Raw genomic sequence first — 26,578 nt, 5'->3', positions numbered from 1 at the left:
AATCCTTACTCACTAATGGTTTCGACCGACTCGATGGTGTACTTTTGTTTGCTGAAGACCAGCTCCATCAGCATCGATAAATATTTGATAATTACCGCTAAAATTACAAAGACGCCGAAGAATCCAAAGACGATGACGAGCATCATCGAGGTATAACCAGAAACCACTTCTTCAGTAACATAGCTGACCAGTGTATAGATACCGATGCCAAAGGTAGCCACCATCATAAAAACCGCTGCCAACAAGGTCATCTTATAGGCCACGTTGGTAAATAAAATCAGAGAATCCGCTGCCATCTCTTTTCGCTGGTAACGGGTTTCTTTGTTCTGGGCCTTGGCACAGGATAAATCATTGTCATACTCAATGGTATCAATCTTTAAGCCGCAGTTGGCGTAAACCGCCTTGCGGTAGGGGATCGTCTTGCTCATCGAATGAACCCGATTGATTGCCCGTCTGGACAGCACCCGAAAGTTTTCTGTTCGCAGCGGATGGGGGCTGTGGGAATAACGGTTAAACACGGTGTAAAAAAGCCGGGATGTTCTGCGTCCACATTTTTTGGGAGCGGCATTGACGATATCAAAACCGGTGAGGCTGTGATTATACACCGCCATCATCAGGTTGGTATCATAATCCATCACCATATTGTCAAATTCAAAAACAAAATCGCCGATGGACAGATCAATTCCGGCATTCATCGAAAGCTCCACACCCTGGTAAAAACTCATATTGACCACGTTGATGACCGTCCCGGCGATGCTTTTCCCCATCTCCCTGATGACTGCCAGACTGTTATCATCCGAGGCGTCATTGACGCAGATAATCTGATAGTTGTAGAAATTGGCATTTAAAACCGCATTAATTTCTCCCAGAAAATCCCGGATTCGCTCCTCATCATTATAGATATAAATCACCGCCGAAACAAAGTTTTTTTCTTTGTCCTGGATTTCCACATTATCTTGTATTTCAAATTTACTTGCTCGTTTTTCAGTCATTTTTTAACACCTCATCCAAATCATAAACGGTATTGATTTTTCCGGACAGCACCGATACAAAGGTTGGTTTCTCGCTGACCTTTCGCAGTACCGTGGGTCGGGAGTCGTCCACCTCGGAAGCCTTTAAAATGGGCTTCATGGAATAGAGCGATCCGACATAGCTAAAGCCGTAATCTTCCTTTAGATATTTCTTGGCCATATTGGACATGTAGGGCCAGGCGGATTTTGGTTTGGCGATACAATCATTGCAGTTCCCCAGTTGTTCGGGGCTGCAATAACCCCGACTTTTTTCCTGACAATTAAATTTTGGCAAGCTGTCGAAGGATGACAGATGGGGGGTAAAGGTCACCGAAGTCAGAGAATGATACCCGGTTTTGCCAAAGGGCATCACCGAAAAGAACGGCCCATCCATTACCGTAATCCCCACCTCCGGTAGCTTTTCTTCTGGCTGGCAGAGAATGATTTCGCAAAGCTCATACTTAATTTTAAACGGCTCAAAACCTGCCAAAGAAAGAATCTGATTGGTTGAACCATAGGTGGCATTTAGCAGAAAACCGGTCTCATATCGCTCTCCCGTTTTTAAGGTGATTAAAAAGGTATCGCCCTGCTTTTTTATCGACGCAATACGGGCCCCATATTTTATTTCCACATTTTTTCGCATTTTTAGTTGATCGACAAAAAAATGTCCCAGAATCCCAGCGTCGTAGGTGTACTCCCGGGTCAGATAAGCCCCGTCACAAAGGCCTTTTTTAAAATATTTTTCGGGAATCACCTCATCACAGGGAATTTCCGCCGCTTGACAAAACTGGGTAAACTGTTCCCGGTTAGTCCAGCTAAAACTACCGCTGGTGGCATAAACCTGCTCAAATTCACTGTGAATGCAGAAATCATAATCCTTGATAAAACGATTAAAATAATGAGCCGATTTGATTGCCGTAGCATACGACCGCGGATAGTGATACCCCATATGGACGCGGGCCTGGTTGATAAAGGTAGCCCGCTGAAAAGGGGATTCTTCCCATTCCAGCACCAATACCCGCTCACCCCGCTCGCCACAGGTCTTAGCAGCGTAAAGGCCGTAAAGACCGGCGCCGATAATAATTTTGTCCCAACTGGTTTTGTTCGAATTGTTTTTGTTCAAGATCATCTTATTGCTCCAGTGCCGTTGGTACAAAGGCATTAATGGCAGCAACAACGGTGTCGATTTCTCCGTCGGTCATTCCATAAAACAATGGCAGGGATAAAACCTGATCCGCCAGTTTTTCAGTAATCGGCAGACTGCCTCTTCCTATGTTTAGATAAGCATAGGCTTCCGACAGATGTGGCGGAATGGGATAATGAATGATGCTGCCGATGCCCGCAGCTTCCAGATAATTTTTCAATTCGTCCCGATAGGCGGTGGTAATAACAAACTGATGCCATACCGTGGTTGAATGGTCCCGCAGTTTGGGCAAATGGATCACCGGATTGCTAATTTTGTTAAGATAGGTCATGCAAACGCGGTTGCGGTCAGCATTGAGTTGATCCAGATAGCGAAGCTTAATGTTAAGCAGCCCGGCCTGGAGCTCATCCAAGCGGGAATTGGTGCCGACGACCTTATTATAATAGCGCTTTTCGCTACCGTAAAAGCGATACATCCGAAATGCCTGATTAAGCTCGGCGCTGTTGGTGGTAATGGCACCGCCGTCACCAAAAGCACCAAGATTTTTTGATGGATAAAAGCTGAAACAGCCAATATCGCCAAACGAACCGGTAACCTGACCCTGATAGGTAGCACCATGGCTTTGGGCACAATCTTCCACCAGCCGGAGATTATGTTTTCTGGCAATGGCCACAATCTTATCCATTTCGCAGCTGGTTCCGTAAAGGTGTACCACCAGAATGGCCTTGGTCTTTTTGGTGATCTTTGCTTCAATTTTATCCGCATCGATACTATGGTAAGCGTCCGGCTCGACAAAAACCGGGGTGGCATCGTTAATGGTGATCCCCATCACGCTGGCAATATAAGTGTTTGCCTGAACGATGACCTCGTCTCCGGCGCCAATGCCCAAAACACGAAAAGAAAGCCACAGGGCATCTAAACAGTTCCCCAGGCCAACGCAGTAATGGGTGCCGATATAGTTTGCAAAATCTTTTTCAAAGCGTTCTACTTCATTCCCGAGAATATAGTTGCCGCTTCTTAGAATTTCCAACGCTTTATTTTCGTATTCCTGCTGGTGTTCTTCAAAATGCCGTAGTAAATTATTTGCTGGTACCTTCATCTTGCCTCCTCCGTTGTCAGGATTTGTCTCGCGATTTTAATTGAAATTTTTTTAATTCAATTTTTTCTGACGATCTTCTTTAATAAATTCTGACTTTAAAAATTTGATCCGCTTGAGATAGGATACCACAGTTTTAATAACCTTTACCTTAGTATCATAATCATCTTCCCAAATCACCGGAATATCGTGGACTTCGATGCCCTGACGCTCGGCTCGCAGCAACAGCTCAACGCAATAAAACCAGCCATTGTCCTGGCTGGAAGCGGCAATCAAGTCGTCAAAGGTCTCTTTCCGGTAAAAATCAAAGCCGCAGAGAGCATCGGTGAACTTATTTCTAAAAACCACATGCAAGAGTCCATTTAGTCCCCGGGAGGTAAATTCGCGGGATGGTTTACGACCAACCACCATGGAAGCTTGCATCAGCCGGGAGCCTTTAATGATCTGCACCTCAGGCTGGTTTTTAAAAATTTCTTTGACATCCTCGAGATGCACAATTTTGGTGGAAAGATCAATGTCCATATAGCCGATAATATCACAGCTGTTATCCGCCGCTCCGGTTCGCAGGGCAACCCCAACCCCCCGCTCGGGTGTTTTTAGATAATGGACCTCTTTGTACGTTTGACACAATCGTCGGCTGATGGCCTCGGTGGCGTCGGTGGAGCCATTATCAATGATGGTTAGTTGATAATCAAAAGGCTTGTTTTTTTTGAGAAAAACCAGGGTTTTTAAAATTCCCTTTTCCAGTCGCCGCTCTTCATCGAGAACGGGAAATAATATATTTACTTTCATGATTCATCCTTTAGCTTTATTGTTTTATTGCTATATACATTGGATTAAAGAATTTTGCAAATTGAACTTGTGCAGTCTGACCCCCTGGTCATTAATAATCGCCCCTACTTAATGCTAATTTTACTTATATATTATTCATTCACGATTCTTTTAGTTTGGGAATATTGATATCATAGGGCGGGTAAACCACCCCTTTTTCAGTGATGATCGCGGTGACATTCTGGTGCGGAGTGACATCAAAGGCCGGATTTTCCATGGTCACCCCATCCGGTGCCACTTGAACCCCGCCAATATGGCTGATCTCCCGGCAATCCCGCTGCTCAATGACGATCTCATCTCCTGATTTCATGGCAAAATCAATGGTCGAGGTGGGCGCTGCTACATACATCGGGATGCCATGGGCCTTAGCCAATACCGCAACCGAATAGGTGCCGATCTTATTGGCCACATCACCATTAGAAGCAATCCGATCTGCTCCCACAATAACACCGTCAATTTTGCCCTGCTTCATCATCCAACCGGCCATGTTATCCGTAATCAGGGTTACCGGAATGCCGTCAGCGTGAAGCTCATAAGCCGTCAACCGGGCACCCTGTAGAAAAGGTCGGGTTTCGTCGGCGTAGACGGAAATGTTTTTACCCGCTTCATGGGCTGCCCGAATCACACCCAGGGCTGTCCCGTAATCAGCCGTCGCCAAAGCGCCGGCATTACAGTGGGTCAGGATGGTATCATTTTGATGGATCAACTCGGCGCCATGCCTGCCCATGTCACGACACATCTGAATGTCTTCAGCACAGATAGCTTGGGCTTCATTTTTTAATATCGCAACCAGCTCTACCGGTTCTTTATCGGCATTGGCCACCATCACATCTTCCATCCGCTTAATGGCCCAGAATAAATTTACGGCGGTGGGGCGGGTGGACGCCAGTAATACGCAAACTTCTTTCATTTTATCATAAAAAACGTCTTTTGGTTCATTTTCATATTCCAAAGCACCAAAATAAACACCGTAGCCAGCGGTTACCCCGATGGCCGGTGCGCCTCGAACGATCATATCGACAATGGCTTTGGCAATTTTCCGATAATCGGTATAAGAATGGACAATAAACTCGGTGGGAAGCTTGGTCTGGTCAATCAGCTTAAGCTCCCCATCTTCTAAATAAACGGGTTTCAAGCCTACACCTCTAACTTGTCGATGAGCTTAAAGATCAGCGCTTTTACTTTTTCGGTATTTTCATTTAAAACCCGGATGACATCCTCGTTAGTTACCGGTTTAATCTCCGGATGATCTTCCAGTCCGGCATCATAATCTGTCACCAGGGCAATGTTCACCACCGGTATTTCCTGTTCCATACAAAGATAGCCTTCGGGATACTGGGTCATATTAACGACATCGGCACCCATCATCGCAAACATCCGGCTTTCGGCCACGGTTGAAAAGCGAGGCCCGTTAATAATCACCACGGTACCACCAAAATGGGCGGTAATTCCACACTCTTTCGCCGCTTCCATGGCCAGCACTCTGAGCTTCTGGTCATAGGGATGAGCCGAGCTGATATGGTTGACCTTTGGTTTTTCAAAGAAAGTATCTTTACGGCCGGAGGTCATATTGATAAACTGATCGGTTACCACAAAATCGCCGGGTTTGATCTCAAATTTAAGACTGCCCACACAACAAGGTGAAATAATCGCTTTTACACCCAGGCTTTTTAAGGCGTATATATTGGCCCGGTAATTAATTTCTGAAGGGTTCAAGGTATGTTCTTTTCCATGTCGTGGCAAAAATGCCACCGTTTTTTCGCCTACCTTGACCAGGCTGATGTCATCCGAAGGTTTACCATAAGGGGTATCCACTTCAATTTTCTTCACGTCTGCACTTAATTCATAGAGACCTGAACCACCAATAACGCCAATATCTGCTGAATAATACATGATTTCTCTCCTTCTAATTGTTTAAGTATTTCACACGACTCTCTTTTACTATATTATCTGTTTATTAATATGACAACTGCTTTAGCGCAAATTAGATTGTGCCCGAAACGGCAAAATTCCATCCCAAACACAATCTAGATTGTCACCATTATTTTATTCAGGAATGTTAAGGGTGGACAGAGTCGATTTTTTGACGATCGGTTCATCCTCATCATCAAGTAGGGCTTTAAAACCAAGCCACTGATATTTGGAATCATCCTCTTCTTCGACTGGTTCTTCTTCAGTCGGCTCTTCTTCAGTCGGCTCTTCTTCGACTGGTTTTTCCTCAACTGGCTCTTCAACTACCGCCAAATTTTCGGCCGGTTCCTTAGTCCTTTTGTCATTCACCGTCAGTTCCGCTTCGGTTTGATCATAATACGGGGTGCAATCATCTTCTAGTGCAACTTCGATGTTTGCAACTGGTTCTTCTTTTGCCGCCGGTACCGCTTCACCCTCCAGAATCAGCTCGGTCATTTTCGGGATCGGACGTTTAACTATTTCATCGTCGTCAAGAGCGGCTTTAAAGCCCAACCATTGATACTGGGTATCATCCTCTTCTTTCGCAATTTGTGCCTCTTCCGGTTCAGGTGTCTGTGCTACTGTCGCCGCTTCTTCTGGTTTGACTTCCGGGGCGGACTCTTCATCATAGATTTTTTGAGCTTCCACTTCTTCCGTCGTTTTTTGTGGAATCGGTTCTTCGACACCTTGCATGGTGACTGTGTAGCCCATTTTCATGGCTACTTCTTCGGGATTTTTATCAGCTTTGTAGCCAACCCAGCTTTTCTGCGGTCGATAAGGGGGAATCTCATCATCGATGATTATTGCCTTAGCCTTAACTGCGGCACTTCCACCGTGGATGGTTTCTTCCGGTTTGATAGTTTCTGAGGTATGAAATTCCATCGCCGGATTTCTTTGATCTTTCTTTTCCCAGCTTTTCTTTTTATCCGGGAAATATTTTTTGAGAATCGCCTTGGGAATTTCTTCATTGCAGAGGATCGCCGATACGGAAGTCAGCACCTCCGGTAAGCGGTAGGTGTCTCCCCATTTCATCGACATACCCACCTCATATTTTAGCAGATCCGCGACATTAAAACCTAAAGACTCCAATGAAAAACGCATCAGGCTCGGGTTACGGCAGGGCTTGTTTGTTTTTCTGGCACACTCCATCCCCTGGGTTTCACAAATCGGGCAATTACCGGGTATCAGACCCATGGCACCATCCACTTCGTTTTCAATTTCCAGCAGGGTTTTCCAGGTCATCACCTTAATGGCCTGAAGTTTATCGGTGCTATAGTTTTTAACCGCTTCCGGATCACGGACATTTCTTAAATCTTCTCGGGGCACCTCGAATTGTCTGCCAATAATGTGCATATATTTAAACTGTTTTAAAAAGATTGCTTCATCAAATGCGTAGGTGGGACAGGACCAGTACTTAGAAAAGTTTGGACATGCCTTGCAATAACCCAGTGTTTTTTCGCGATTGAAATACTCTTCCATTAAGTACTCCACTCGTTTTGCTCCCAGGCTAAGTTTGTTTTTCAATTCCATTCGTTTACATCCCTTCTCAATCAATCTGAAGATCAATCAACCAATTATGTATCATTATATTTAATTAATTGTTAAGATAAGTTACCGAACCAAAGATAAAATTCACCTATTTTAGGCTCTTGCCCTATTCTACATCGATTTACCCATTTCTTCAATTAAACTTTTTGTCCAATTCGGGTATTTTTCTCCATTTTCACGAATTAACAAAATATTACCTGTTTTTTTATAAATTTAAAGCTTATAATTAAAGGAGTAATTTTTTGAAGGGAGATTAATGAATGGAATATTCTCACGAAATTAAAAGCATGTGTGTCGTTGGAAATAACGCAAATCATGGCTGTGCACCAATCCCAGAGGAGGGAAAATGGGTTCAGGCAAAAGACGTAACTGACATCTCAGGGTTAACCCATGGTATTGGCTGGTGTGCCCCGCAACAAGGCGCCTGTAAACTAACACTTAATGTAAAGGATGGCATCATCGAGGAATGTCTGATTGAAACCATCGGATGTTCAGGAATGACGCATTCCGCTTCAATGGCCTCTGAAATCATGCCAGGCAAAACAATTTTAGAAGCACTTAACACCGATTTAGTTTGTGATGCAATTAACACCGCAATGCGGGAATTGTTTTTACAGATCGTATATGGTCGTACTCAAACGGCATTCTCCGAAGGCGGACTCCCCATCGGAGCCGGACTAGAAGATTTAGGTAAAGGTTTGCGAAGCCAGGTTGGGACTACCTATGGTACCCTTGCCAAAGGACCGCGCTACCTTGAAATTGCCGAAGGTTATATCCAGAAATTGGCGTTAAACAAAAATGACGAGATTGTTGGTTACTCCTTCGTCCATCTTGGAAAAATGATGGAAAGTATCAATAACGGTGTTGAGCCAGCAGCCGCTTTGGAAAAAGCCTCTGGTAAATACGGACAATTCGACGATGCTGTCAAATACATTGATCCAAGAAAAGAATAGGAGGAAATCACATGGCATTATTTGAAAGTTATGAAAGAAGAATCGCTAAAATTGAAGAAGTTTTAGCTGCCAACGGCATTGCCTCTTTAGAAGAAGCAAAGGCGATCTGTGATGAAAAAAGCATTGATGTGGCTGAAATTGTTAGAAGCATTCAACCCATCTGTTTTGATAACGCCTGTTGGGCTTACACCTTAGGTGCTGCTCTGGCGATTAAACGCGGTATTACCAATGCTGCCGACGCATCTGAAGTAATCGGTGAAGGCTTACAGGCTTTCTGTATTCCCGGTTCGGTTGCCGAACAACGTAAGGTTGGTTTAGGTCACGGTAACTTAGGCGCAATGCTGCTACGAGAAGAAACCGAATGTTTCGCTTTCGTCGCCGGACATGAATCTTTTGCTGCTGCTGAAGGTGCCATCGGTATCGCCCGCTCGGCCAACAAGGTTCGGATCAAACCACTCCGGGTTATCTTAAACGGTTTGGGAAAAGACGCCGCTCTGATTATTTCTCGAGTCAACGGCTTTACCTATGTTAAAACCGATTATGATTTTAAAACCGGCGCACTCAACATCGTCTCAAAAACACCGTATTCAGACGGCGAACGAGCTGCTGTTAACTGCTACGGCTGCAACGACGTGCAAGAAGGCGTTGCCATCATGCATCACGAAGGGGTACATGTTTCCATCACCGGAAACTCGACCAACCCCACCCGTTTCCAACACCCTGTTGCCGGCACCTATAAAAAGGAAGCCCTGGAACAAGGCAAAAAATATTTCTCCGTTGCCTCCGGCGGCGGTACCGGCCGTACTCTGCATCCTGATAATATGGGAGCAGGCCCAGCTTCCTACGGGATGACCGACACCATGGGACGAATGCACTCCGATGCCCAATTCGCCGGTTCTTCATCTGTTCCCGCCCATGTTGAAATGATGGGACTAATTGGAATGGGTAACAACCCAATGGTTGGCGCGACAGTATCTGTTGCGGTGGCGATTGAGGAAGCAAGTAAGTAGGTCAACACAAGCTGAATTGTTTCAGACCCAAATCTTGATTATTCTAATTTTGATGGTATAATGACATTAACAGAGTTGCCCGAGACGTTTAACGTCCTGTCGGGGACCAGGGCCGGCGTTTATGCTGGCCCTTTTTATTTGGCGGAAATCGAATGGAATTAAAACCACCCTTGTCTTCGTGTCAGTCCAAAATTTTCTTGTTTTTCTCGCCAATTTCATTAAGAACTGATTGGACCTGTTCAATTAGTTCTTGTTTATTGGGAATATAGTAGACGTATTTGGAAGCAAAAATCTGATTTTCAAGTCCACCCAATGCATATTCTGCAACGATCTCAGATGTATCCGCACACAGAATGATACCCATTGGTTTTTCATCGTCCTCGTCATTTACTTCACTAGCATAATAATTAACATACATATTCATTTGCCCAATATTTTCAGGTTTGAGACTTCCCATTTTTAGATCAATCAAAACATAAGCCTTCAGTATTTTATTGTAAAAAACCATATCCACATAATAATGTGTGTTCCCAAGCGTAATTCTCTGCTGAGAACCAACAAACATAAATCCTCTCCCAAGTTCAAGTAAAAAATTTTCAATCTTAATAATTAGCGCTTTTTCCAGGTCTTTTTCTAGCATAGGCTTGTTTTCCGGTATTCCAAGAAATTCAAAAACATAGGGATCTTTCAAAATATCATTCGGTTTCCTATAAATGATACCTTCTTTTTATTCGTTTTTCCTTCCGAGAGAAGCATTCGCTCGAAAAGCGACGTATCAATCTGTCTTTTCATTTCACGCACTGACCAGTTTGAATTCAATGCTTCTTGTTCATAAAAAGATCTTGCGTTTTTATCAGATACCGTAAATAATTCGCAGTAATGGGTAAAACTCAATTTGCCAGACAGTGACTGGCAAATTGGATAATTTAAATATAATAATCGCATGTTCTGTAGATTCGAACGCGAAAACCCTTTGCCCAACTCCCGGGTCAGTTCTTTTGATAATGACTTCAACAACTGTTTTCCTTACTCTGCCTTTTCCGATCCAGCTTGTTCATTATCAACAATGATTTTGCCGATGTTCCAACAAGCGAATAAAAGCTCATTATTAACAGCTCTTGCAACATTTTCCCGAGCTGATTGTAGTATTTGTCTGATCTCATTAATAATTGCCTGATTTTGAAGCTCTGACATTTTTTACACCCTTTCACTTTGACAGCTAGCTATTTTATTAAGACTTGAACCGCATCCATATTATCAATGGTTTACCTTGAAGACCACTTTTTAAAAATTTAATTTCTTTAAGGGAACCATCTGGATTTAGGACTCTAAGATAGACACCATCTCCTTTGCCAACAGCTTATATGGCATTGACTGAATTTTTCTTTTTAGTAATCTGCTTTCAAAGATGTATTTCTCAAAAACACCTTTGACAAGGCCAAATTCTTGTTCATTTTTGCTCTTTCGATTGGTTTCATAACTGAAAATAAATGATATCCACATAATTCGCCATAATTACCGGCAATGGTCGCTTCATCGGTTGGCTGGCATAAGGATGAAAATAGCGACCATTATTTTTAAAAACAGCACCCCCGCTATGACCTGATTGAGTTCAGCCAGTTTCAGGAAGAAGAAAGACATAGGGATGTTTCGGGACCTGTGAAAAAGGCCTGTTTTTTGCTGTGTTCATAAAATTCGAGAGAATTATTTTTGAGAATGCAAAATTAATTCTAATTCTGACGAACATTTCAAAAAAACAGAAAGATTTAGCGGTCATGATGGCCGCTATTCTTTTTAAATTAACTGCAATGGCTGCCAGTTTCGCCTGTTTGGACATCGAAACCAGACCGTAGCTTCTCGCCCGGCCAAGTCCATGGAATCGTTTGAGCTCTGCATTTTTCCCTTCGATGCTGGCTCTTTTTTTCGTTCTCTTCAGGGACATGGGGACGTTTCGTTTGTCATTTCTATCACTTTAAAACAGCCCTATCACTCGTCTAAATTAGCCGATACTCCCCTTATTTCCTTTTGAATCTTCATGATCAACTAAGCTTCGCTTGTCTACTAACAATTCTCTAGATTACGTCATCCATTTAATACTGATATAAAGCTCCTTCTTTTGATCAGCAAATATATGTAGTTATTGAACATACAAAAGAAAAATAATTGAAACCCGCCTGTTTATCTGTCTTTATCAAGTTTTTCAATACTAATCGATCATTCCACATTATCCAAAGCTAGATTACTCCGATACAGACCCTTCAACATGATGGGAAAACCCGTGGTACTTTTTGTACTACACTAACTTTGCCATTTCCGATTTCGTCTCCTGTTGTTTTTACACGCATATCATAGACTGGCGAACATGACAAGCGAAACGCCCCCGTGTCATAAGATTATTCATTATTTACGATTTATTACGTTTAAATTATATCTTCAAAAATACATTGAAATGATGCTTCATTTTTTTCAATTCCATAAACTTTTTGTAAAAGGATTTCCATTAATTCCACTTCAATCAAAACTACTTTTTTTAGCATTACTAAACATTTTGTTATTTTATTTAAATCGAATTCTGTATCTACTGGACCATTATATCCAGCGTCATTAACTCTCCTCGCATTATATCTACCTAATCCACTATGAACATAATATGAAAGTTTACGATATATATCCTTATATATAATATTCCAATTATTGTATCCACTTTTTTTAAAAACTTCTTTGCCATATGTATCCTTTACTTTTGTATTATTTTCCATTATATTATTTTTTTCAAAAACTGTTTTATCGTAATACTGAAGCTCAAAATCATATCTAAAATGATAAAACGCTCCTTCTAAAATAGTTCTTAGTTCTCTCATAACAATATCATATTGACCTGAAAACATTGAAAATATAATCCATTCATATTGATATGTCTGACTTTCTAAATAACAATAATATATAGAGTTATATTTTTTAACATCTTTAAACCGATGATAAACACTATGTAAAAACGTTCCTCCCCATACTACTATCCAGCTGCTTAAAAATTCAACTGATCCATATAATTCATCACACATGTATACTTGCTTTTGAATCTCTCGATTAATCGAATATGACGTAGGTTCAAGTTCTTCAAAATACCTATGTTTCCACTTGTTGCAATCCGCTTCTCTTTCAATTTTATTTTTAATATCTTCTAACATTTTTTTAATATCTTCCATCTTTACCCCTATTTTTAGGCTTTTTATATTTTAAACTCAAATATTTTTATTGTTAAAAATATTTCTCATATAACACGGGTATGACGCGGGGACGTTTTGTGCGTTATATCCTTGATGCATTGTGCCTGTTGTTAACACTTTGTACTTGATCCCACTGTCTTCCGCTTATTTATACCACGTATGCTAAAAGGTGCAGTCTCCCTTCTGCAGTCAACTACCTAACAACTGACAAGCAATGTGTGGTGACTACTATCATATTGGAATATCCGTTTTTGCATATAGACACTGATGAAGTAATCATCTATGTTATTCTCCATCATTTATTAGCAAAAACCATTAAAGTCGAGGTAAACATTTCTCAATTTCCTTTTCACCGGATCTTCAGCAAGTTAAACCTGTAAGGGAGGTGGTTCTCCAGAGAAAAAAAGATTTCCCAAAATAGTTGATCGAAATATGACTTTACTTCTCTAAAAACCTTAATAAACATATTCAATCCCTCCTCCCAATTCACTGATAAAAGACTTATCAACTCTGAGATTATAAAATTAATAATTAAATCTTGAGGAAGATAAAGTTCAAATACTAGACCTGTCATCATCAGTCTCAGGAGGCCACCTCTGAGAGACGTTTAAAACGTTTCGACTGAATTATATTACCACACTTTGGAAAGATACGGTCGTTTCATTTGTAACATTCCTCAAAATCTTCAAAGTAAAAAACATCGTAACATTTCATTTGTCAAATAAATGATACCAATTGGCAGCTTTTTAAATGTACCTACCGCCTCTAACGCTTACTTGCTTCTACCATGAATGTCAAATAACACAAGAGTAATTTCGGGACCTGTGAAAAAGTCGAAAAAATCAGCTCAGTATGAAAAGATTCAGTGATCGGTGATTGAATGAAAATGTGACGAGATTAAGTGAATAAAAGAGGATCTTTTGGTAAAATCGAGCAAAAAAAATAATCCTGTCTGGTATAATATAAGTGCAAACAAAACCAACCAAACAGGGGGAAAAATCATGCTTCGACCACAATCAAAACAATCATCATTCCATAGTTTATTATAAAATAAAATCCCGGAAAATCATATCCTAAAACAGATAAAAAACGCTGTTGATTTTAGCTTCATCAATGAATTGTTAAAAGATAGCTACTGCGTAAATTTTGGACGTCCCGCCAAAGAACCGGAATTGATGTGTAAGCTGCTATTTCTACAGCATATCTACGATCTTTCCGATGAAAAAGTGATTGATGAAGCCAGTTTCAATCTGACTTATCTCTATTTTCTAGACGTCAATCCCGAAGATACCTTGCCTGAACGAAGTCTGCTATCGAAATTCAGAAAACTGAAACTGGGCGAACAGATGCTGGATGAGATCATTATCGAAATTGTCCGACAATGCGTGGAAAAAGGAATTCTCAAAAATGAAAGTGTTAGTATTGACGCCACCCATGTGGAAGCTAATACCATCAAAAAAACACCAGAACGATTAATGAAGCACCTGGCCAGAAAGATTATAAAAAGCTATCAGGAAGAAATGAAAGAATCACTGGAAAAATTACGGGAAGTGCCAGATTACCAGGAAATCAGCGATCATAAAAAGGCCAAAAAAGTCATGAAAGACTACCTGGAAACAGTGATCGAAATAGCCGAAAACAGCACAACTCTGGAAACCCCGGAAACCAGCCTGATAATTGAAAAAGCAAAAGAAATTCTGGATGAACCTAAATTTATGAACCAGACCGGAATTCGTTCACTGATCGATGAGGATGCCCGGGTCGGTCGAAAAAGCAAAACCTCCAACTTCTTTGGTTACAAGGTTGAGTTTATTATGACCACCGACCAGCGAATTATCACTGCTGTACGAACCGCGGACGGAGCTTATGTGGATGGTAGCCTGATAAAAGAATTGCTAGGTGATACCCTGTCAAGTGGATTGACAATCACTGAGTTTTACGGAGACAAAGCCTATTTCAGAAAATCAATTCTTGACAAGATTGACGCAATGGAGGCTGAATCCTATATACCCGTCAGTGGCTCTGCCTATTGCATTGATGAAAGCGAATTCTCCTATAACAAAGATGCCAATCAATGGTTTTGCAGTCAGGGAAATCAGACTGTCAACCGGAAATACTATAAGCGGAAACGCAAAGACTGCAAAAATGATTTTCAGGAAGGACATAATTATTACTTCGACGTGAAAATTTGCAAAAGCTGTCCGAAACATGATCAATGTGCAAAAAAGTCGGCCCGCAAAATTCTGAATATTGGGATCAACACCCTGGAATTTTATGAAATCTCCCAAAGTCAGAAAACCGATGAATTCAAAGAGAAGTACAAGAAAAGAGCCAGCATTGAAGGGAAAAATGCTGAGCTCAAACGATTCCATGGACTCGGCCGGGCGAGAAGCTACGGTCTGGTTCCGATGTCCAAACAAGCAAAACTGGCAGCTATTGCAGTTAATTTAAAAAGAATAGCGGCCATCATGACCGCTAAATCTTTCTGTTTTTTGAAATGTTCGTCAGAATTAGAATTAATTTTGCATTCTCAAAAATAATTCTCTCGAATTTTATGAACACAGCAAAAAACAGGCCTTTTTCACAGGTCCCGTAATTTCCCCTGTCATTGAAGTCACAGCTATTGTGGTTTTTAGCTTTATTTAGTAACCATTATTTTAAAATCGCATGTTTTATTTGCCCAGCCAAATTTCTTAAAATTTCATAGAGCTCCTCTTTTGTTTTTTGATAATCTTTTCCAAATGCTTTATTTGTTATCCCTTTTAGTTTATCATTTTTAATAATTGCATCTTCGTTTATGTACTGTCCCAAGCCATAATGAGCCAGACAGTTACGAAAATTTCTATCGTATAAACAGTCGTCTATGTAAAACTCCATATTATTCTTAACATTCAATTCATTAATAAAACCACAAAGGTAGTAATACTGTAAATATGCAAATTTAAATTTTTGCGGAATCTCCTCGATAAAATAATTTTCGATAAACTCAACTGAATAATTAATACTACAAAGTATTGTGAAAAGTAGAAAACCCAAACTATCATTCATCTTTAATGGTGATTTCTCATAAAAATGAAAATCTTTATACGTAACAGAAAGTTTATCATTATATTTATATATTTCCTGTTCCTTGCACCCCTGAAAAGCAGCTAGTCTTCCAGCAACAATACTCATATCTCTTATCCACAAACCTGTAGCCTCATCGCTAAACTTTCTTTCAGGTATATACATCGCACACAAAATTGTATTACCACAAAATTCACCATTGCATAAATCTGTTCCCACATTGTAGTAACCAATTATTTTTTCAAGCATACTTCTTTTGCTGTAGAAGTAGTTTTCGCTTTCATTTAATTTTTCAAAAAGCAAATTATTATAATCTTTATATTCTTTTTCGAAAAGTTTATGTTTCAGCCTTAATTGCTTATAAAACTTTTTTTCATTTTGATTAAAACTGGGCGCATTACTAAATCCTACTTTTTTAAACCACTGCTCTGATCCTTCTGCAAAAATCCCTATATATGGTAAGCTCATCATAATATAATTACTCTCAATATTTTGAGCATTTTTAGAAATGTCCGTTATTGTATATAAAAACCTAGCGTCCGCTTGTATTAATTCATAAGCATTTCTTTGTATTTCATTCAATTTATTTCTCCTTAAAGCACTAATTTAATCAACTTCCATTTTCGGACACAAAGGAAAGGTTCTTTTGTACTATGCCCCACACCTTATTTCGATTCTACCACCTGATTATATCGATAAATATCAAGTTTTACAATTGAAAACCCTTTGAATTTCTTACCATTTTCACAGGAACACCGACCAACACTTTCATGACCATCTGGAACAACCAGCATCATCATTCCACTGCTATGTCATATGTCATATTTCACATTCAACCTCATCAATTTGAACTGCTTGATACAATGATCGTGCCAAAAAAAATATCATCGGGCTTAGGATCGCGACTTTTCCCTGTTTTTAAATAGTTAATATACGCTTTGTGGAAATGTCGTAAGGTACTTTCTCAAGGATTTCCTGCCATCTTTCGATCGTTGTATCTCTGACGCTAATTCATGGGTAGCATCCTTGCATTTCCGTCAAGAATCTGTCTGTTTCTGCATAATCCAATCTTTTTTTCCTCCTCTCTTTCAAAACTCAATAACTTTTCAATCTTCGATTTTTCAATGATATCCACAGGTGTTGGCGGAAACTTCATGACTTTCAGTAATTTAAACAATGCTTCACTGGCATGTTTATAATCAAGAACCAATCAAAGCTGACCATCCATCCGCGATCATTCAACCCACAGAGAAAGCCACTTCTGTCCGTCTATAAAAAACAAACACTTAGCTCGGCAACATACCTTGCAAACTAAAAAAGCCCCGAACCAAGCCGGGGCTGAAGAAGATATGGGAAGAAGACATGGGCAGAAAACGTGGGGACGTTTCGCTTGTCATGTCCAGCGCTTTAACAAAAGCAACACCATCGCCTTTCCCAGCCTCAGCACCGTCTCAACTGACGGATACTCTCCCCATGTTCTTTTGAATCTTCATGACCAGCTGGGTTCGCTCGTGTACCAGCAATTCCCTCGACTGCGTCATCCATTTAATGCTGTTACCCATTCCCTTCTTTTGATCAGAAAAAAATCGTGGTTATTGAACATACAATAGGCAAGCAATCGAAACCTGCCAGTTTATCTATCTATATCTAGTTTTTTAATAAAATTTGATCGTTCCGCATGAACCAGAAAAAGATTATGGCCGTTCAGACGCTTTAGCATTATATAGTAAATTCGAGTAGTACCGTTTTTCTGCGCTTACCTTGCTTTTTCCTATTTCGTCTCCTGTTGTTCTAACTTGCCTAACATAGACTAACTGGTATGACAGACGAAACGTCCCCCCGTCACGTCTATCTCATCTTCGATTTTTCTTTTCCAACAAATGGAGCCTTTTTTATTTAGGCCCCATTTGTTGGGTTTTATTTTTTAGCTTGAGGAAACGGTTTTTTTTGTGGTGTATTTCCAAATGAGCACCACCCCCTGGCAACAGGGCTTCTGAACTATCCGTTTATTTACTGTGATCTAATCACCGATTTCAAAAAAAGTCTTTGATACAATAAGAAGCATTCATTTCATTTATCAATTTTTTATTCGGAGGTATCAAATGTATATTAAAATAATAATAGACTCACTTGTCGGTGGCGCATTGGGTCTTCTCTATTACAAACTGGTTGGCTGCTCCAACGGCAGTTGCCCCATTACTGCCAAACCCCATCGAACTGCGATTTATGGCGCCATTCTTGGTTTTATGATCAGTTCTTCCTTTTAAATTAAAGGTGCTGTTGTATGAAAAACAATCAATTCTTATTCCTCTTGGTACTGACTTATTTTGCGTTGGGATTTGTCAATATTCACTTTGCCATTTTGGGTCTCGTCTGCATGATGTTACCCTTTATTTTATTATTTAAAAACCGCAAAAAAACCTGGTGTCAAGGCTATTGCCCCCGGGCCAGCCTGCTGAGCACGACTGGCAAACTTACTTCGAAATTTTCGTTGAAAACACCAGCCTTTTTTATCCAGGGTAAGATGAAACGGATTATGCTTATCTATTTTGGCATCAGCCTAATCTTTATCACCATGTCCACCGTTCGTGTTGGACTAGGCTTTTCACCCGCTTTGGAATACCTTCGTTTTCTGATTGTGATTCCCCTGCCATTTGAAATGCCTCAATTGATCATCTTTGAAAGGCTACCAGCTTGGTTGACACATCTGTCCTACCGTTTTTATTCCATGATGCTGACTACCACGTTTATCGGTGTGATCCTGTCGCTGGTTTACAAGCCGCGCACCTGGTGTACCATCTGTCCCATTTCAACCATTTCCAGCGAGTATATTAAATATTTACGTTGACCTCTTGCGCATCGCACTGAAAAAGCCCCGGACAACGCCGGGGGCTTAGAGACATCGAGGACTTTTCATTTGTCACAATTCCAGGTTCAATGCAAATTCCGCTGCACTCCTTAAATCCTCACTGTTTGGTCTGCCTTTGTTCATTCCACCAAAGAATTTAAGAAAACTGTTGGTATTAAACCCTTTGCAACTAAACTCTCCTTTTACGAGGTATCCTTTTGACACAAGTTTCTGTCTTAGTGCCGAATGATCTTTTGCTACCTTATCTTCTCTTATAATCGCACTGGTAGAGAAGATAAAGCATGACTTTTTATACACTTCCGGCAGCTGATCAGCTAGATCCAGCAATTCTTTATAGTGACTTCCACTGTCGATGCCTGCTCCAAAGCCAATCAGGTCATAATCCTCAAGCTCTGCCAGCGTGACCTGATCGATTCTTTTTACCGGAGCATCTAATACTCCGGCAAATACATCAGCAATTTTTGCGGTATTGTTGTGATGATAAGAATGGACAATAATCAGACACTTTCCTCGCTCGGCGGCCATAACACTATTTTCTTTCGGCATGGTTTTTCACCTCTCATTTTTATTTCACTCTATGAATTCAAAAATTCGGTCACTTCTTTTAGATATAGATCCGGGTTTCCGATACACAATTCCCCGTGATCAAATCCTTTGAAAACCTTGATCTTAACACTGGGTAATTTTGATACTATACAATTTGCATATTTTTTTCCCAGCCATGCCTCCTTGGAACCATACCAATATGCGATATCGGTCTTGGAGTCAACAATTGAATCTGGAAGGGCATAACTAAAAACCGACACGTGGGCATTTCTGCAGCTTTGACCTGTCATATTTGCCCCAATTCGAAAAACGTCATCAACCATTTCCGGGGGATAAAATGTTCGATTTAGTAGATGCTTCAAAAGCCTGCTTCCTTTTTTCATGCTATGCGCTTGCCTTATTCGATAATTTACAGACAAGTCCAACAAAAATTTATTCATTGGAACGATCGGCCCTGCATCAACAATTGCCTTATCAATTTCAAGTCTGTTTTGAGCAATTATCTCAACCACAATTGTAGCCCCCAGCGATGCTCCGCAAATTGCAAAGACATGTTTCCCATATGTTTGTAAAACATAATCACTTATATCGGTAGCCGCTTTTTCAACCGTCATAAACGTCGAATTATTTTCTATGTCATGTCCATCCAATACCGGCACAATAACAAAATAATCATTACTTAAAACATCTATTTGAGGTTTCCACATTCTCCAGGATATGCCATATCCATGAATGAGAATGATCGATTTATTCTGCTTATTTCCAAATTCTTTAAATAACATCCCGTTGCGCTCCTAATCCATGACTATAAATTTTAATTGTTTCAAATTTGGTTTTGCTCGTGATTTTTTTACATTATACCACCGCCAGGATGTTTCCGTCTCAACCAATTGCGAAGTTTTCTTTAGTCTCCATTTATTTTTCTTTTTAATTGCAATTCGGGAGACCATAAAGCCTCCCGAATTGCAATGTGTTTATTCTTGTTTCCACACTTCTAAAATGATAAAATATCATTACAATCATCGACCATTCCACTCGGATAAAAGTACTGGCTTAACAAGTCTAAAAGCAAAACCAATCTTATTATCATTGTCCTGGAATAATTATTCGTCAATTAAACGTCTATTTTAATAAAATAAAACTATACTTTTCGAAAGAAAAAAAGCTGAATCAATCCGTTGAAGATGAAGTGATTGCTAAAATGCCAGTCGCCTTGTTTTACTAATTCCAGCTATTGGAGTTGTCAATCTGGCACACATCTTTTATTTTATCATCAGTTTTACGCCGAAACCCTCCTTGAAGAAAAATGGGTAAATGGAATTGTCTTCATCCATACGGTTAGTGCCGTGATCGCTCTGATCCTGTCACTTGCTCTCATTCACATCAATAAAAAAAGGCGGCTCGTTTACGTTTGAAAATAATCGAAAATTTCGCAGCCCTTTTTGTTCTCATTCTCGGAATTTCACTAGTGTTAGTTGATCAATATGCCACAACAAAATCACCCCTTTTTTAGTGGTTTGTACCGTATTGGGAGGTGACGTGGGGACGTTTCGGGACCTGTGACATTTCGGATTAACTGTTGGCGATATTAAAGAAATTAGCCTTATTGCCGACAATAGATATTGAACATAAAGACACACTTATCTACAAAAAGGAGACAATGTTTCGATGAAAATAAATTCTATTGATAAAAATTTGTATAACAGCTACAGTCAAATGACAGAAAGGCAAAAATCGATGGAGAAAAGCCAACCGTCCAATCAGGCAGTTTCAAAAAAAACGGATACGCTTGATATTTCAAAAGCAGCCTATAAAACGGCGGTAAGTGACGAGACGATGTCTGCCACATCTGGAAAAGACTCGCTTGGAATAACAAAAGGCCAGAACGCAAACAGTTATGTTATCCATTTTTCTGATTCAGCGATGGTAAGCAGAGCTGTTTCGAGAGGCTATCTTACCGTTAACGGTGTCGATATCCAGCTTTCCGATGATTTAAAAAAACAGTTAACCGAAATAGATAATCAGGCACAAGTTGACCGTGAAGCCGCTTTTTATCAATATATTATGGCACATGATCTGGCAGTCTCCAAACAACAAAGTGAAGCATGGGCAAGTGCCTACAAAGATTTAGCGGAAGCGATTGAAATAGCCGGAAAAATTTCCGCAGGCGGAAAAGTATCCAGTTCTGACCTAAAAAAATTGATGGACACAAGTCCGCAGCTTTATGCGATGGCAATGGCTGCAAAGATGATGGCAGAAAGACAAGAAAAACAGACTGATACTGGAATGACAGACAATGAAGAAACAAGCAAAAGCGATACTGTCGAACAAGGCGTTAGCTGGTCTGATTTTGAAAGGAAATCTTATGAAACACAGATGAGTGTCACGATGGATGATACCCCATCCGTTACCAGTGTTGAAAAAAAAGAAGTTATTCTTTAATAAAAGAATTGTTTAAGCCGTAGATAATGCCCAAGGAGCACACGGGGACGTTTTTTTGTGCTGCCTTTGCCTAATAACGTCCCATATGTTTATTGTCCGTACCGTACTAAAACCAAATTTCGGAGTTGTAATCGTTAACAAACTACGAAAAGGACATCTCATCTCAAAGTATGAGCCCCCTCGAATTCGAGGAGGTTAAAATCTGAATTATGCAAGGATTCCCACCAGCCAAGAAATTCGAGGCTATTTTTCGAGAGTTTTAAACGAACACGCTATTTAAACTATTTTGTTTTGAGAATATCGCGAATTTCTTCAAGCAAAAGCGCTTCTTTGCTCGGCACTTCAGAGGCAATCGCTTCTTCAGACTCTTTTTTTCTTCTAAATGTAAAGAGTTTAATAATCCCAAAAATAGAAACTGCAATAATTAAAAAATCAACCATCGACTGGATAAATGCGCCATAGCGAATGGCCACTTCAACAACCTCTCCACTTGCAGGGGTAATGATAAATTTCAAATCTTCAAAATTAATCCCTCCTAATAGAATCCCGATTATTGGCATTAAAATATCATTAACCAATGATGTGACTATTTTCCCAAAAGCTGCACCAATGATCACCGCAACGGCAAGATCCATGACGTTACCTTTCAATACAAATTCTTTAAATTCTTTTAGCATTTTAAAACCTCCCTGTTATTTTTCACCCGATGCCCCCAGTCCATGCTATTCTAATCGTTCCATTAACTTTAAACTGTAACCAACTTCTATAACTTCTTGCCTAGACAAGATAACCCCTTCGATCGGTCTTTTATTTAATTTAAATACAATCGCTATTTGATTTACTTTTTGTTCAAATTGGATTCGATTAAAAGCAATTTCCACACCTAGTAATTCTGTCATAATTTCTGCTGTACCTTCATGACCAATTGCTGAAATATATGGACTTTCTTTAACTAACCTCCTAGCCGTTTCAAAATCAATATCACTGATACGATATATACCATTCGTTGTTGCAACAGTTCCATTTAAAAATGCGATTGATAATTTATTAACGTTCAAATCATCTTCTCCTTAAATTCTTCAAAATTATGTATAACCTTTGTAAAGGTAATCAAAAAACAAATCAAGAACCTCCTGAATTTAAGGAAGCCAAGGTTCTGGATCATTGCAATAACAACAATGCCGTCATTCAAAAGGCCATTTATACCTCTTATTACTACTCTTTCAGTTTTACGTTTGGTAATACGAAAACTGCCAGCAGTAATCCGATACTTACAATTACCGTAAGAACAATTCCTACTAAATCCATTGACATCGACATTGCATTGGTTACAATACTCGCTATTTTCGGTTCTACCACTTCTTTAAATGTCTCTACATTCTGAATGAGTAATTCGCGAATTTCATTTTTTGTCATATCCGTAGTATTTAAAATACTTGAATCAAGTATCCCCTGGGCAATATAACCAAATACACTTGAAAACAATACTGTTCCTAAAACTGCGACACTAGCAGATGCACCAAGGTTCTGAAATGTCGTTAATAATCCTGAGCCTTCGTTTTTCCATTCTATATTGACGTTTGATAATGCGAGGTTATAGGCCACACTGAATGCAATCCCCACACCAAACCCGATAAAAAGAAAGGCGGAAATAAAACTGCTACCACTGATATCGGTAAAATTCCCCCAAAACGGCATCCTCATCAAGGTAATACCTGTCAGCAACGAAATTAAACCAGCAACAAGCATAATTTTAGGTGAAAAACGGTAAATCAATCGTGTCACAAATAATGACGATATCAACAGTGCGATCGACAGTGGCATTAAACTGATCCCGGTATTGAACGCATTATAACCCAATGCATTTTGCATAAATACTGGCATGCAGAACATAATTCCTGAAAATGTCATCTGCCCAAATAAATACACGAATATGGCGGGTGAAAATATACGGTTACTAAATATCTGGGGATGAAATAAAACCGCTTTATTGTTTTTTACCCGTTTTCTCAACCACATTAAAAGCATAAACAAAAATGCAATTCCGAATAAGATCATGATAAAAGAGGCCGATAATCCAAATAATGAGAGAGTAACCCCGCCAATTTCAAATGGCTGCTTGGCATAAAACCAGCCATAGTCCTGTGCTGTTAATAGTCCTAAAACAATCAAAAACAATCCTAAAGCTGAAAACAAAAAACCCACAAAATCTATTTTCGGTCGGTTTTCTTTTACAATAAAATCTTTTGGTATCACCCCTGAAAATACTAATGCAATTATAGCAACCATCACTTCACCACCAAAGATAACGCGCCATGATAAATATGTGGTTACTGCTCCGCCGATAATCGGTCCGACTGCCAAGGCTACTGCTGCAACTGTCGCATATATAGACATTGCTTTTGCACGGTCACGGCCTTCGTAATTGCTGATTAGTATTGATAAAACTGCCGGCATCATGATTGCTGCTGCAATCCCTTCAATCACCGACCATCCAATTGCTAACATCATGATATTTGCACTCAATGCCGCCGTTAAGGTACCCACACAGTAAATCAATAATCCATATATAAATGCTTTTTTCTTTCCGATAATATCAGACAGTTTCGCTCCTAAAAGCATACAGGATGCCATGACTAATGTATATAATGACATTACCCCCTTGACCGTACTAACGTTTGTATTTAGATCCTTTACGACATTTTCTATCGATACATTCATTGCGGTTGTATCAATCACCATGACAAATACTGCCATTAAAATGACCAATAATATATTCCAGTTACTCTTCGCTTTGTTTATATTTTCTTTCATCTTTTCTCCGTTTTTCGGCCACTTGCGATTGCATAAGCGGCGGCTTTCGCTGCAACTCGTTTATAATCACTATTCCAACGGTTCACGCCAATATAGTCAAAAATAACCATACCGGTATGTCGACAGAAACGATCCATCTGTTCAAGACTGGTTAAGAGTCCATTTCCGGTTCCTCCGGCTGAAGCAATCATTAGAATCTGCTTATCACGCAAGACTTTTTGCCCATTAAATTCGCAACGACGAAGTCGATCAATAAAGCTTTTCCATGCTTCGGTTGTTTCTCCCCAATAGACAGGTGAGACCAAAATGATGGCATCACTTGCTTCGATCCGAGCGACAATTTCATCAAAGCCATCATTTCCAAACGTACAGAAATTTTCATCTCGACAAGGCCCCCAACCGTCACCACATACTTTGCATCGTATTAGTTCGTAATCACACAATCTTATTTCATCTACCTCGGCTCCGCCATCCGTTGCACCCAGCTTTGCCGCATCAATTACAGACTGACATAACCCATCTTTTTTGGGATTACCTGACAAAACACATAGTTTCATTATTTAAATCCTTTCTCTTGCTATTTTTGGTTATTTGTATTTAATGTACTTTATTTATTATACGCCTAACTGAGCGATGATCGCAACCTTATGATAAAAAAAGCCATTCTCGTGATATCCCAATGCTTGGCAATTAACACGGTCTATGAAAAACAGGCGCAATAGCGCACAACGAATCAGTTCATTTGAACTGATTCGTTCGTACTTCCTTCATCGCATTCCAAAAATCTTCAAGCTGATTTGACACCAATAAGCGCTCAGTAACCCCACGTCTACAAATATGTTAAGCAACGTATCTATTTATTTACAAATCCACCCGTCTACGCTAATATATCATAATGATCTATTAGCGTAGACAAAGACATGTAATAAAAAAGCCAGACCGAACTAAAACGTCAGATCGATTGGGGAGCGAACTGACAGCACTTTGCAGAAAATATTTATACATAGCCATGAAAGATTGAGCTGTGGCAGCGAAAAAAAAGATCTTGGATCAAAAGGAATTAGAACATGAAACAAAAAATACGTAAAGGTATTCTCACCTATTCAGCCCTGCTTTTTTCCCTAACCTTTTTCTTTATGTCGCCTTATGTCATTATCATGTCGGCCACCAATGGTATAGCAAACGGTAGCGCCTTGTTTTTTGGATTCTTGCTGCTGTTCTCGATAGTCGGAAGTCGCCTGTTCTGTGGCTGGCTTTATCCAGGGAGTGCCATTCAGGAACAGGCCGCGCACTCCAACAGCAAAGCCTGGAATGGGAAATGGAAAAACAGCTCAAAATACATAATCTGGTTTTTCTGGTTAGCTTTTGTTGTCTTTTTATGGATCAGCAACGGTCCCCTCGCTGTCAATTTTTTTAGTATGTATAGTCTGGACAGCCATATTTTTGTCATCTATATGATTGTTGTCACCCTAATCTATATCTTTGCATTGGCAACGGGAAAAAGGGGTATGTGTCATAGCTTATGTTGGATGGCACCTTTTATGATCATCGGAGAAAAATGCGCGGATTTATTGCACATTCCCCGGTTCAGACTTAAAGCCGAAACTGAGAATTGTATTTCCTGTGGACGCTGCAGCAAAAAGTGCCCGATGAGCCTTGATGTTGTGGAAATGGTTAAAACCAATCAAATGGATTCAAATGAATGCATCAGTTGTCTAGAGTGTGCAGATATCTGCCCCAAACAGGTGATTAAATTTGCATCAACGCCAAAGTTAAATGATAACTAATTGCACTACTTGTTTTTTAAACAGTTACCAAATGTCTGTCGAATATGACAAATAAAACGTCTCAGGTCATATGAATTCAAAAAATTAAAAGAGGTCCGGATTTCCTGACCTTTGTTTTCTGTCTGAAACCGAGGTTTAAAAACCTGGGTTTCTTTTATATAATGATCCTAGCTGCTTAAAAATGCAGTAGTATGCTTTTCCCATCCTCCTGAAACATGTTCATTTTTTATCTTTTTCATTTACCTTATTAACTCGGTTTATCTCAAACTGCTCCATTACCTACGG

Annotated in this window: 22 protein-coding genes, 1 other RNA gene and 3 pseudogenes; 7 read left to right on the top strand and 19 right to left on the bottom strand. The window is 40.0% G+C overall.

From position 1 onward, the window contains the following. Positions 1 to 5: 5 nt before the first annotated feature. The 7 genes from ACIZ62_RS02460 to ACIZ62_RS02430 all read right to left on the bottom strand — a co-directional run bounded on the left by ACIZ62_RS02460 (position 6) and on the right by ACIZ62_RS02430 (position 7,561). A complete protein-coding gene (locus ACIZ62_RS02460) occupies positions 6 to 992 on the bottom strand; it encodes a glycosyltransferase (protein ID WP_111888110.1) in 987 nt (328 codons plus the stop codon). Next, the gene (locus tag ACIZ62_RS02455) at positions 985 to 2,139 is read right to left on the bottom strand and encodes an FAD-dependent oxidoreductase (RefSeq protein WP_111888111.1); all 1,155 of its coding nucleotides are present in this window, start codon (positions 2,137 to 2,139) and stop codon (positions 985 to 987) included. The genes ACIZ62_RS02460 and ACIZ62_RS02455 overlap by 8 nt, the downstream gene beginning before the upstream one ends. A 1-nt stretch (position 2,140) precedes the next feature. Continuing rightward, positions 2,141 to 3,253: a DegT/DnrJ/EryC1/StrS family aminotransferase gene (locus ACIZ62_RS02450; RefSeq protein ID WP_111888112.1), complete on the bottom strand. Its 1,113-nt coding sequence runs from the start codon at positions 3,251 to 3,253 to the stop codon at positions 2,141 to 2,143. Between the two features lie 51 nt (positions 3,254 to 3,304). Next, positions 3,305 to 4,042, bottom strand: a complete 738-nt coding sequence (locus ACIZ62_RS02445; protein WP_111888113.1) for a glycosyltransferase — start codon at positions 4,040 to 4,042, stop codon at positions 3,305 to 3,307. A gap of 139 nt (positions 4,043 to 4,181) precedes the next feature. Beyond that, positions 4,182 to 5,216 (bottom strand): S-methyl-5-thioribose-1-phosphate isomerase, encoded by a 1,035-nt coding sequence (mtnA, locus tag ACIZ62_RS02440; RefSeq protein ID WP_111888114.1) that lies wholly within the window; start codon positions 5,214 to 5,216, stop codon positions 4,182 to 4,184. Between the two features lie 2 nt (positions 5,217 to 5,218). Further along, complete coding sequence (gene mtnP, locus ACIZ62_RS02435) at positions 5,219 to 5,974, bottom strand: S-methyl-5'-thioadenosine phosphorylase (protein ID WP_111888115.1); 756 nt, start codon at positions 5,972 to 5,974, stop codon at positions 5,219 to 5,221. A 153-nt stretch (positions 5,975 to 6,127) separates the two neighbouring features. Then, a complete protein-coding gene (locus tag ACIZ62_RS02430; protein ID WP_414151156.1) occupies positions 6,128 to 7,561 on the bottom strand; it encodes a DUF2284 domain-containing protein in 1,434 nt (477 codons plus the stop codon). 278 nt (positions 7,562 to 7,839) lie between these two features. Between ACIZ62_RS02430 and ACIZ62_RS02425 the strand changes: the two genes are divergently transcribed. Both ACIZ62_RS02425 and ACIZ62_RS02420 read left to right on the top strand, forming a co-directional pair. Next, on the top strand, positions 7,840 to 8,532 hold the full coding sequence (locus ACIZ62_RS02425) for an iron-sulfur cluster assembly scaffold protein (RefSeq protein ID WP_111888117.1): 693 nt from the start codon (positions 7,840 to 7,842) through the stop codon (positions 8,530 to 8,532). Positions 8,533 to 8,543: 11 nt separating this feature from the next. Further along, positions 8,544 to 9,542: a GGGtGRT protein gene (locus tag ACIZ62_RS02420; protein WP_111888118.1), complete on the top strand. Its 999-nt coding sequence runs from the start codon at positions 8,544 to 8,546 to the stop codon at positions 9,540 to 9,542. A gap of 181 nt (positions 9,543 to 9,723) precedes the next feature. Here ACIZ62_RS02420 and ACIZ62_RS02415 read toward each other — a convergent pair whose 3' ends face one another. From ACIZ62_RS02415 to ACIZ62_RS02395, 5 genes and pseudogenes are all read right to left on the bottom strand, one after another. Then, positions 9,724 to 10,233: a PDDEXK nuclease domain-containing protein gene (locus tag ACIZ62_RS02415; protein ID WP_414151155.1), complete on the bottom strand. Its 510-nt coding sequence runs from the start codon at positions 10,231 to 10,233 to the stop codon at positions 9,724 to 9,726. Beyond that, positions 10,230 to 10,736: pseudogene (locus ACIZ62_RS02410) on the bottom strand (DUF1016 N-terminal domain-containing protein). The gene ACIZ62_RS02415 and the pseudogene ACIZ62_RS02410 overlap by 4 nt, the downstream one beginning before the upstream one ends. 574 nt (positions 10,737 to 11,310) lie before the next feature. Further along, positions 11,311 to 11,466: pseudogene (locus tag ACIZ62_RS02405) on the bottom strand (transposase); the annotation flags it as partial. A 496-nt stretch (positions 11,467 to 11,962) separates the two neighbouring features. Beyond that, complete coding sequence (locus ACIZ62_RS02400; protein ID WP_414151154.1) at positions 11,963 to 12,748, bottom strand: hypothetical protein; 786 nt, start codon at positions 12,746 to 12,748, stop codon at positions 11,963 to 11,965. A gap of 582 nt (positions 12,749 to 13,330) precedes the next feature. Beyond that, positions 13,331 to 13,392: hammerhead ribozyme type II (locus ACIZ62_RS02395), an RNA gene on the bottom strand. Between the two features lie 432 nt (positions 13,393 to 13,824). On the opposite strand from ACIZ62_RS02395, the pseudogene ACIZ62_RS02390 reads away from it, so the two are divergent. Further along, positions 13,825 to 15,246: pseudogene (locus tag ACIZ62_RS02390) on the top strand (IS1182 family transposase); the annotation flags it as partial. Between the two features lie 175 nt (positions 15,247 to 15,421). On the opposite strand, the gene ACIZ62_RS02385 reads toward ACIZ62_RS02390, so the two are convergent. Beyond that, positions 15,422 to 16,417 (bottom strand): hypothetical protein, encoded by a 996-nt coding sequence (locus tag ACIZ62_RS02385; protein ID WP_414151153.1) that lies wholly within the window; start codon positions 16,415 to 16,417, stop codon positions 15,422 to 15,424. A gap of 1,520 nt (positions 16,418 to 17,937) precedes the next feature. On the opposite strand from ACIZ62_RS02385, the gene ACIZ62_RS02380 reads away from it, so the two are divergent. Then, a complete protein-coding gene (locus ACIZ62_RS02380) occupies positions 17,938 to 18,102 on the top strand; it encodes a DUF6132 family protein (RefSeq protein WP_414151152.1) in 165 nt (54 codons plus the stop codon). Positions 18,103 to 18,119: 17 nt separating this feature from the next. After that, entirely contained in the window at positions 18,120 to 18,683 is a 564-nt protein-coding gene (locus tag ACIZ62_RS02375; RefSeq protein WP_111888130.1) for a hypothetical protein, read from the top strand. A 72-nt stretch (positions 18,684 to 18,755) separates the two neighbouring features. On the opposite strand, the gene ACIZ62_RS02370 is transcribed toward ACIZ62_RS02375, so the two are convergent. Together ACIZ62_RS02370 and ACIZ62_RS02365 are read right to left on the bottom strand one after the other, a co-directional pair. Then, positions 18,756 to 19,250, bottom strand: a complete 495-nt coding sequence (locus ACIZ62_RS02370) for a flavodoxin family protein (RefSeq protein ID WP_414151151.1) — start codon at positions 19,248 to 19,250, stop codon at positions 18,756 to 18,758. Between the two features lie 29 nt (positions 19,251 to 19,279). Continuing rightward, positions 19,280 to 20,032, bottom strand: coding sequence for an alpha/beta hydrolase (locus ACIZ62_RS02365; RefSeq protein ID WP_414151150.1), 753 nt, complete (start codon positions 20,030 to 20,032; stop codon positions 19,280 to 19,282). A gap of 886 nt (positions 20,033 to 20,918) precedes the next feature. Here ACIZ62_RS02365 and ACIZ62_RS02360 point away from each other — a divergent pair. After that, positions 20,919 to 21,692: a hypothetical protein gene (locus ACIZ62_RS02360; protein WP_322519612.1), complete on the top strand. Its 774-nt coding sequence runs from the start codon at positions 20,919 to 20,921 to the stop codon at positions 21,690 to 21,692. A gap of 281 nt (positions 21,693 to 21,973) precedes the next feature. Here ACIZ62_RS02360 and mscL read toward each other — a convergent pair whose 3' ends face one another. From mscL to ACIZ62_RS02340, 4 genes are all read right to left on the bottom strand, one after another. Beyond that, positions 21,974 to 22,369 (bottom strand): large-conductance mechanosensitive channel protein MscL, encoded by a 396-nt coding sequence (gene mscL, locus ACIZ62_RS02355; protein ID WP_111888134.1) that lies wholly within the window; start codon positions 22,367 to 22,369, stop codon positions 21,974 to 21,976. A 45-nt stretch (positions 22,370 to 22,414) separates the two neighbouring features. Further along, positions 22,415 to 22,750, bottom strand: coding sequence for a YddF family protein (locus ACIZ62_RS02350; RefSeq protein ID WP_322519613.1), 336 nt, complete (start codon positions 22,748 to 22,750; stop codon positions 22,415 to 22,417). A 157-nt stretch (positions 22,751 to 22,907) separates the two neighbouring features. Beyond that, complete coding sequence (locus ACIZ62_RS02345) at positions 22,908 to 24,506, bottom strand: MFS transporter (protein WP_322519614.1); 1,599 nt, start codon at positions 24,504 to 24,506, stop codon at positions 22,908 to 22,910. Beyond that, positions 24,503 to 25,063 (bottom strand): flavodoxin family protein, encoded by a 561-nt coding sequence (locus tag ACIZ62_RS02340; RefSeq protein WP_111888137.1) that lies wholly within the window; start codon positions 25,061 to 25,063, stop codon positions 24,503 to 24,505. The genes ACIZ62_RS02345 and ACIZ62_RS02340 overlap by 4 nt, the downstream gene beginning before the upstream one ends. A gap of 510 nt (positions 25,064 to 25,573) precedes the next feature. Between ACIZ62_RS02340 and ACIZ62_RS02335 the strand changes: the two genes are divergently transcribed. Beyond that, positions 25,574 to 26,293: a 4Fe-4S binding protein gene (locus ACIZ62_RS02335; RefSeq protein WP_414151149.1), complete on the top strand. Its 720-nt coding sequence runs from the start codon at positions 25,574 to 25,576 to the stop codon at positions 26,291 to 26,293. Positions 26,294 to 26,578 lie beyond the last annotated feature (285 nt).

The sequence above is a fragment of the Acetobacterium carbinolicum genome, assembly GCF_047456275.1.
GTDB classification, from domain to species: domain Bacteria; phylum Bacillota; class Clostridia; order Eubacteriales; family Eubacteriaceae; genus Acetobacterium; species Acetobacterium carbinolicum.
This window is presented reverse-complemented; position numbering and strand designations above follow the sequence as displayed.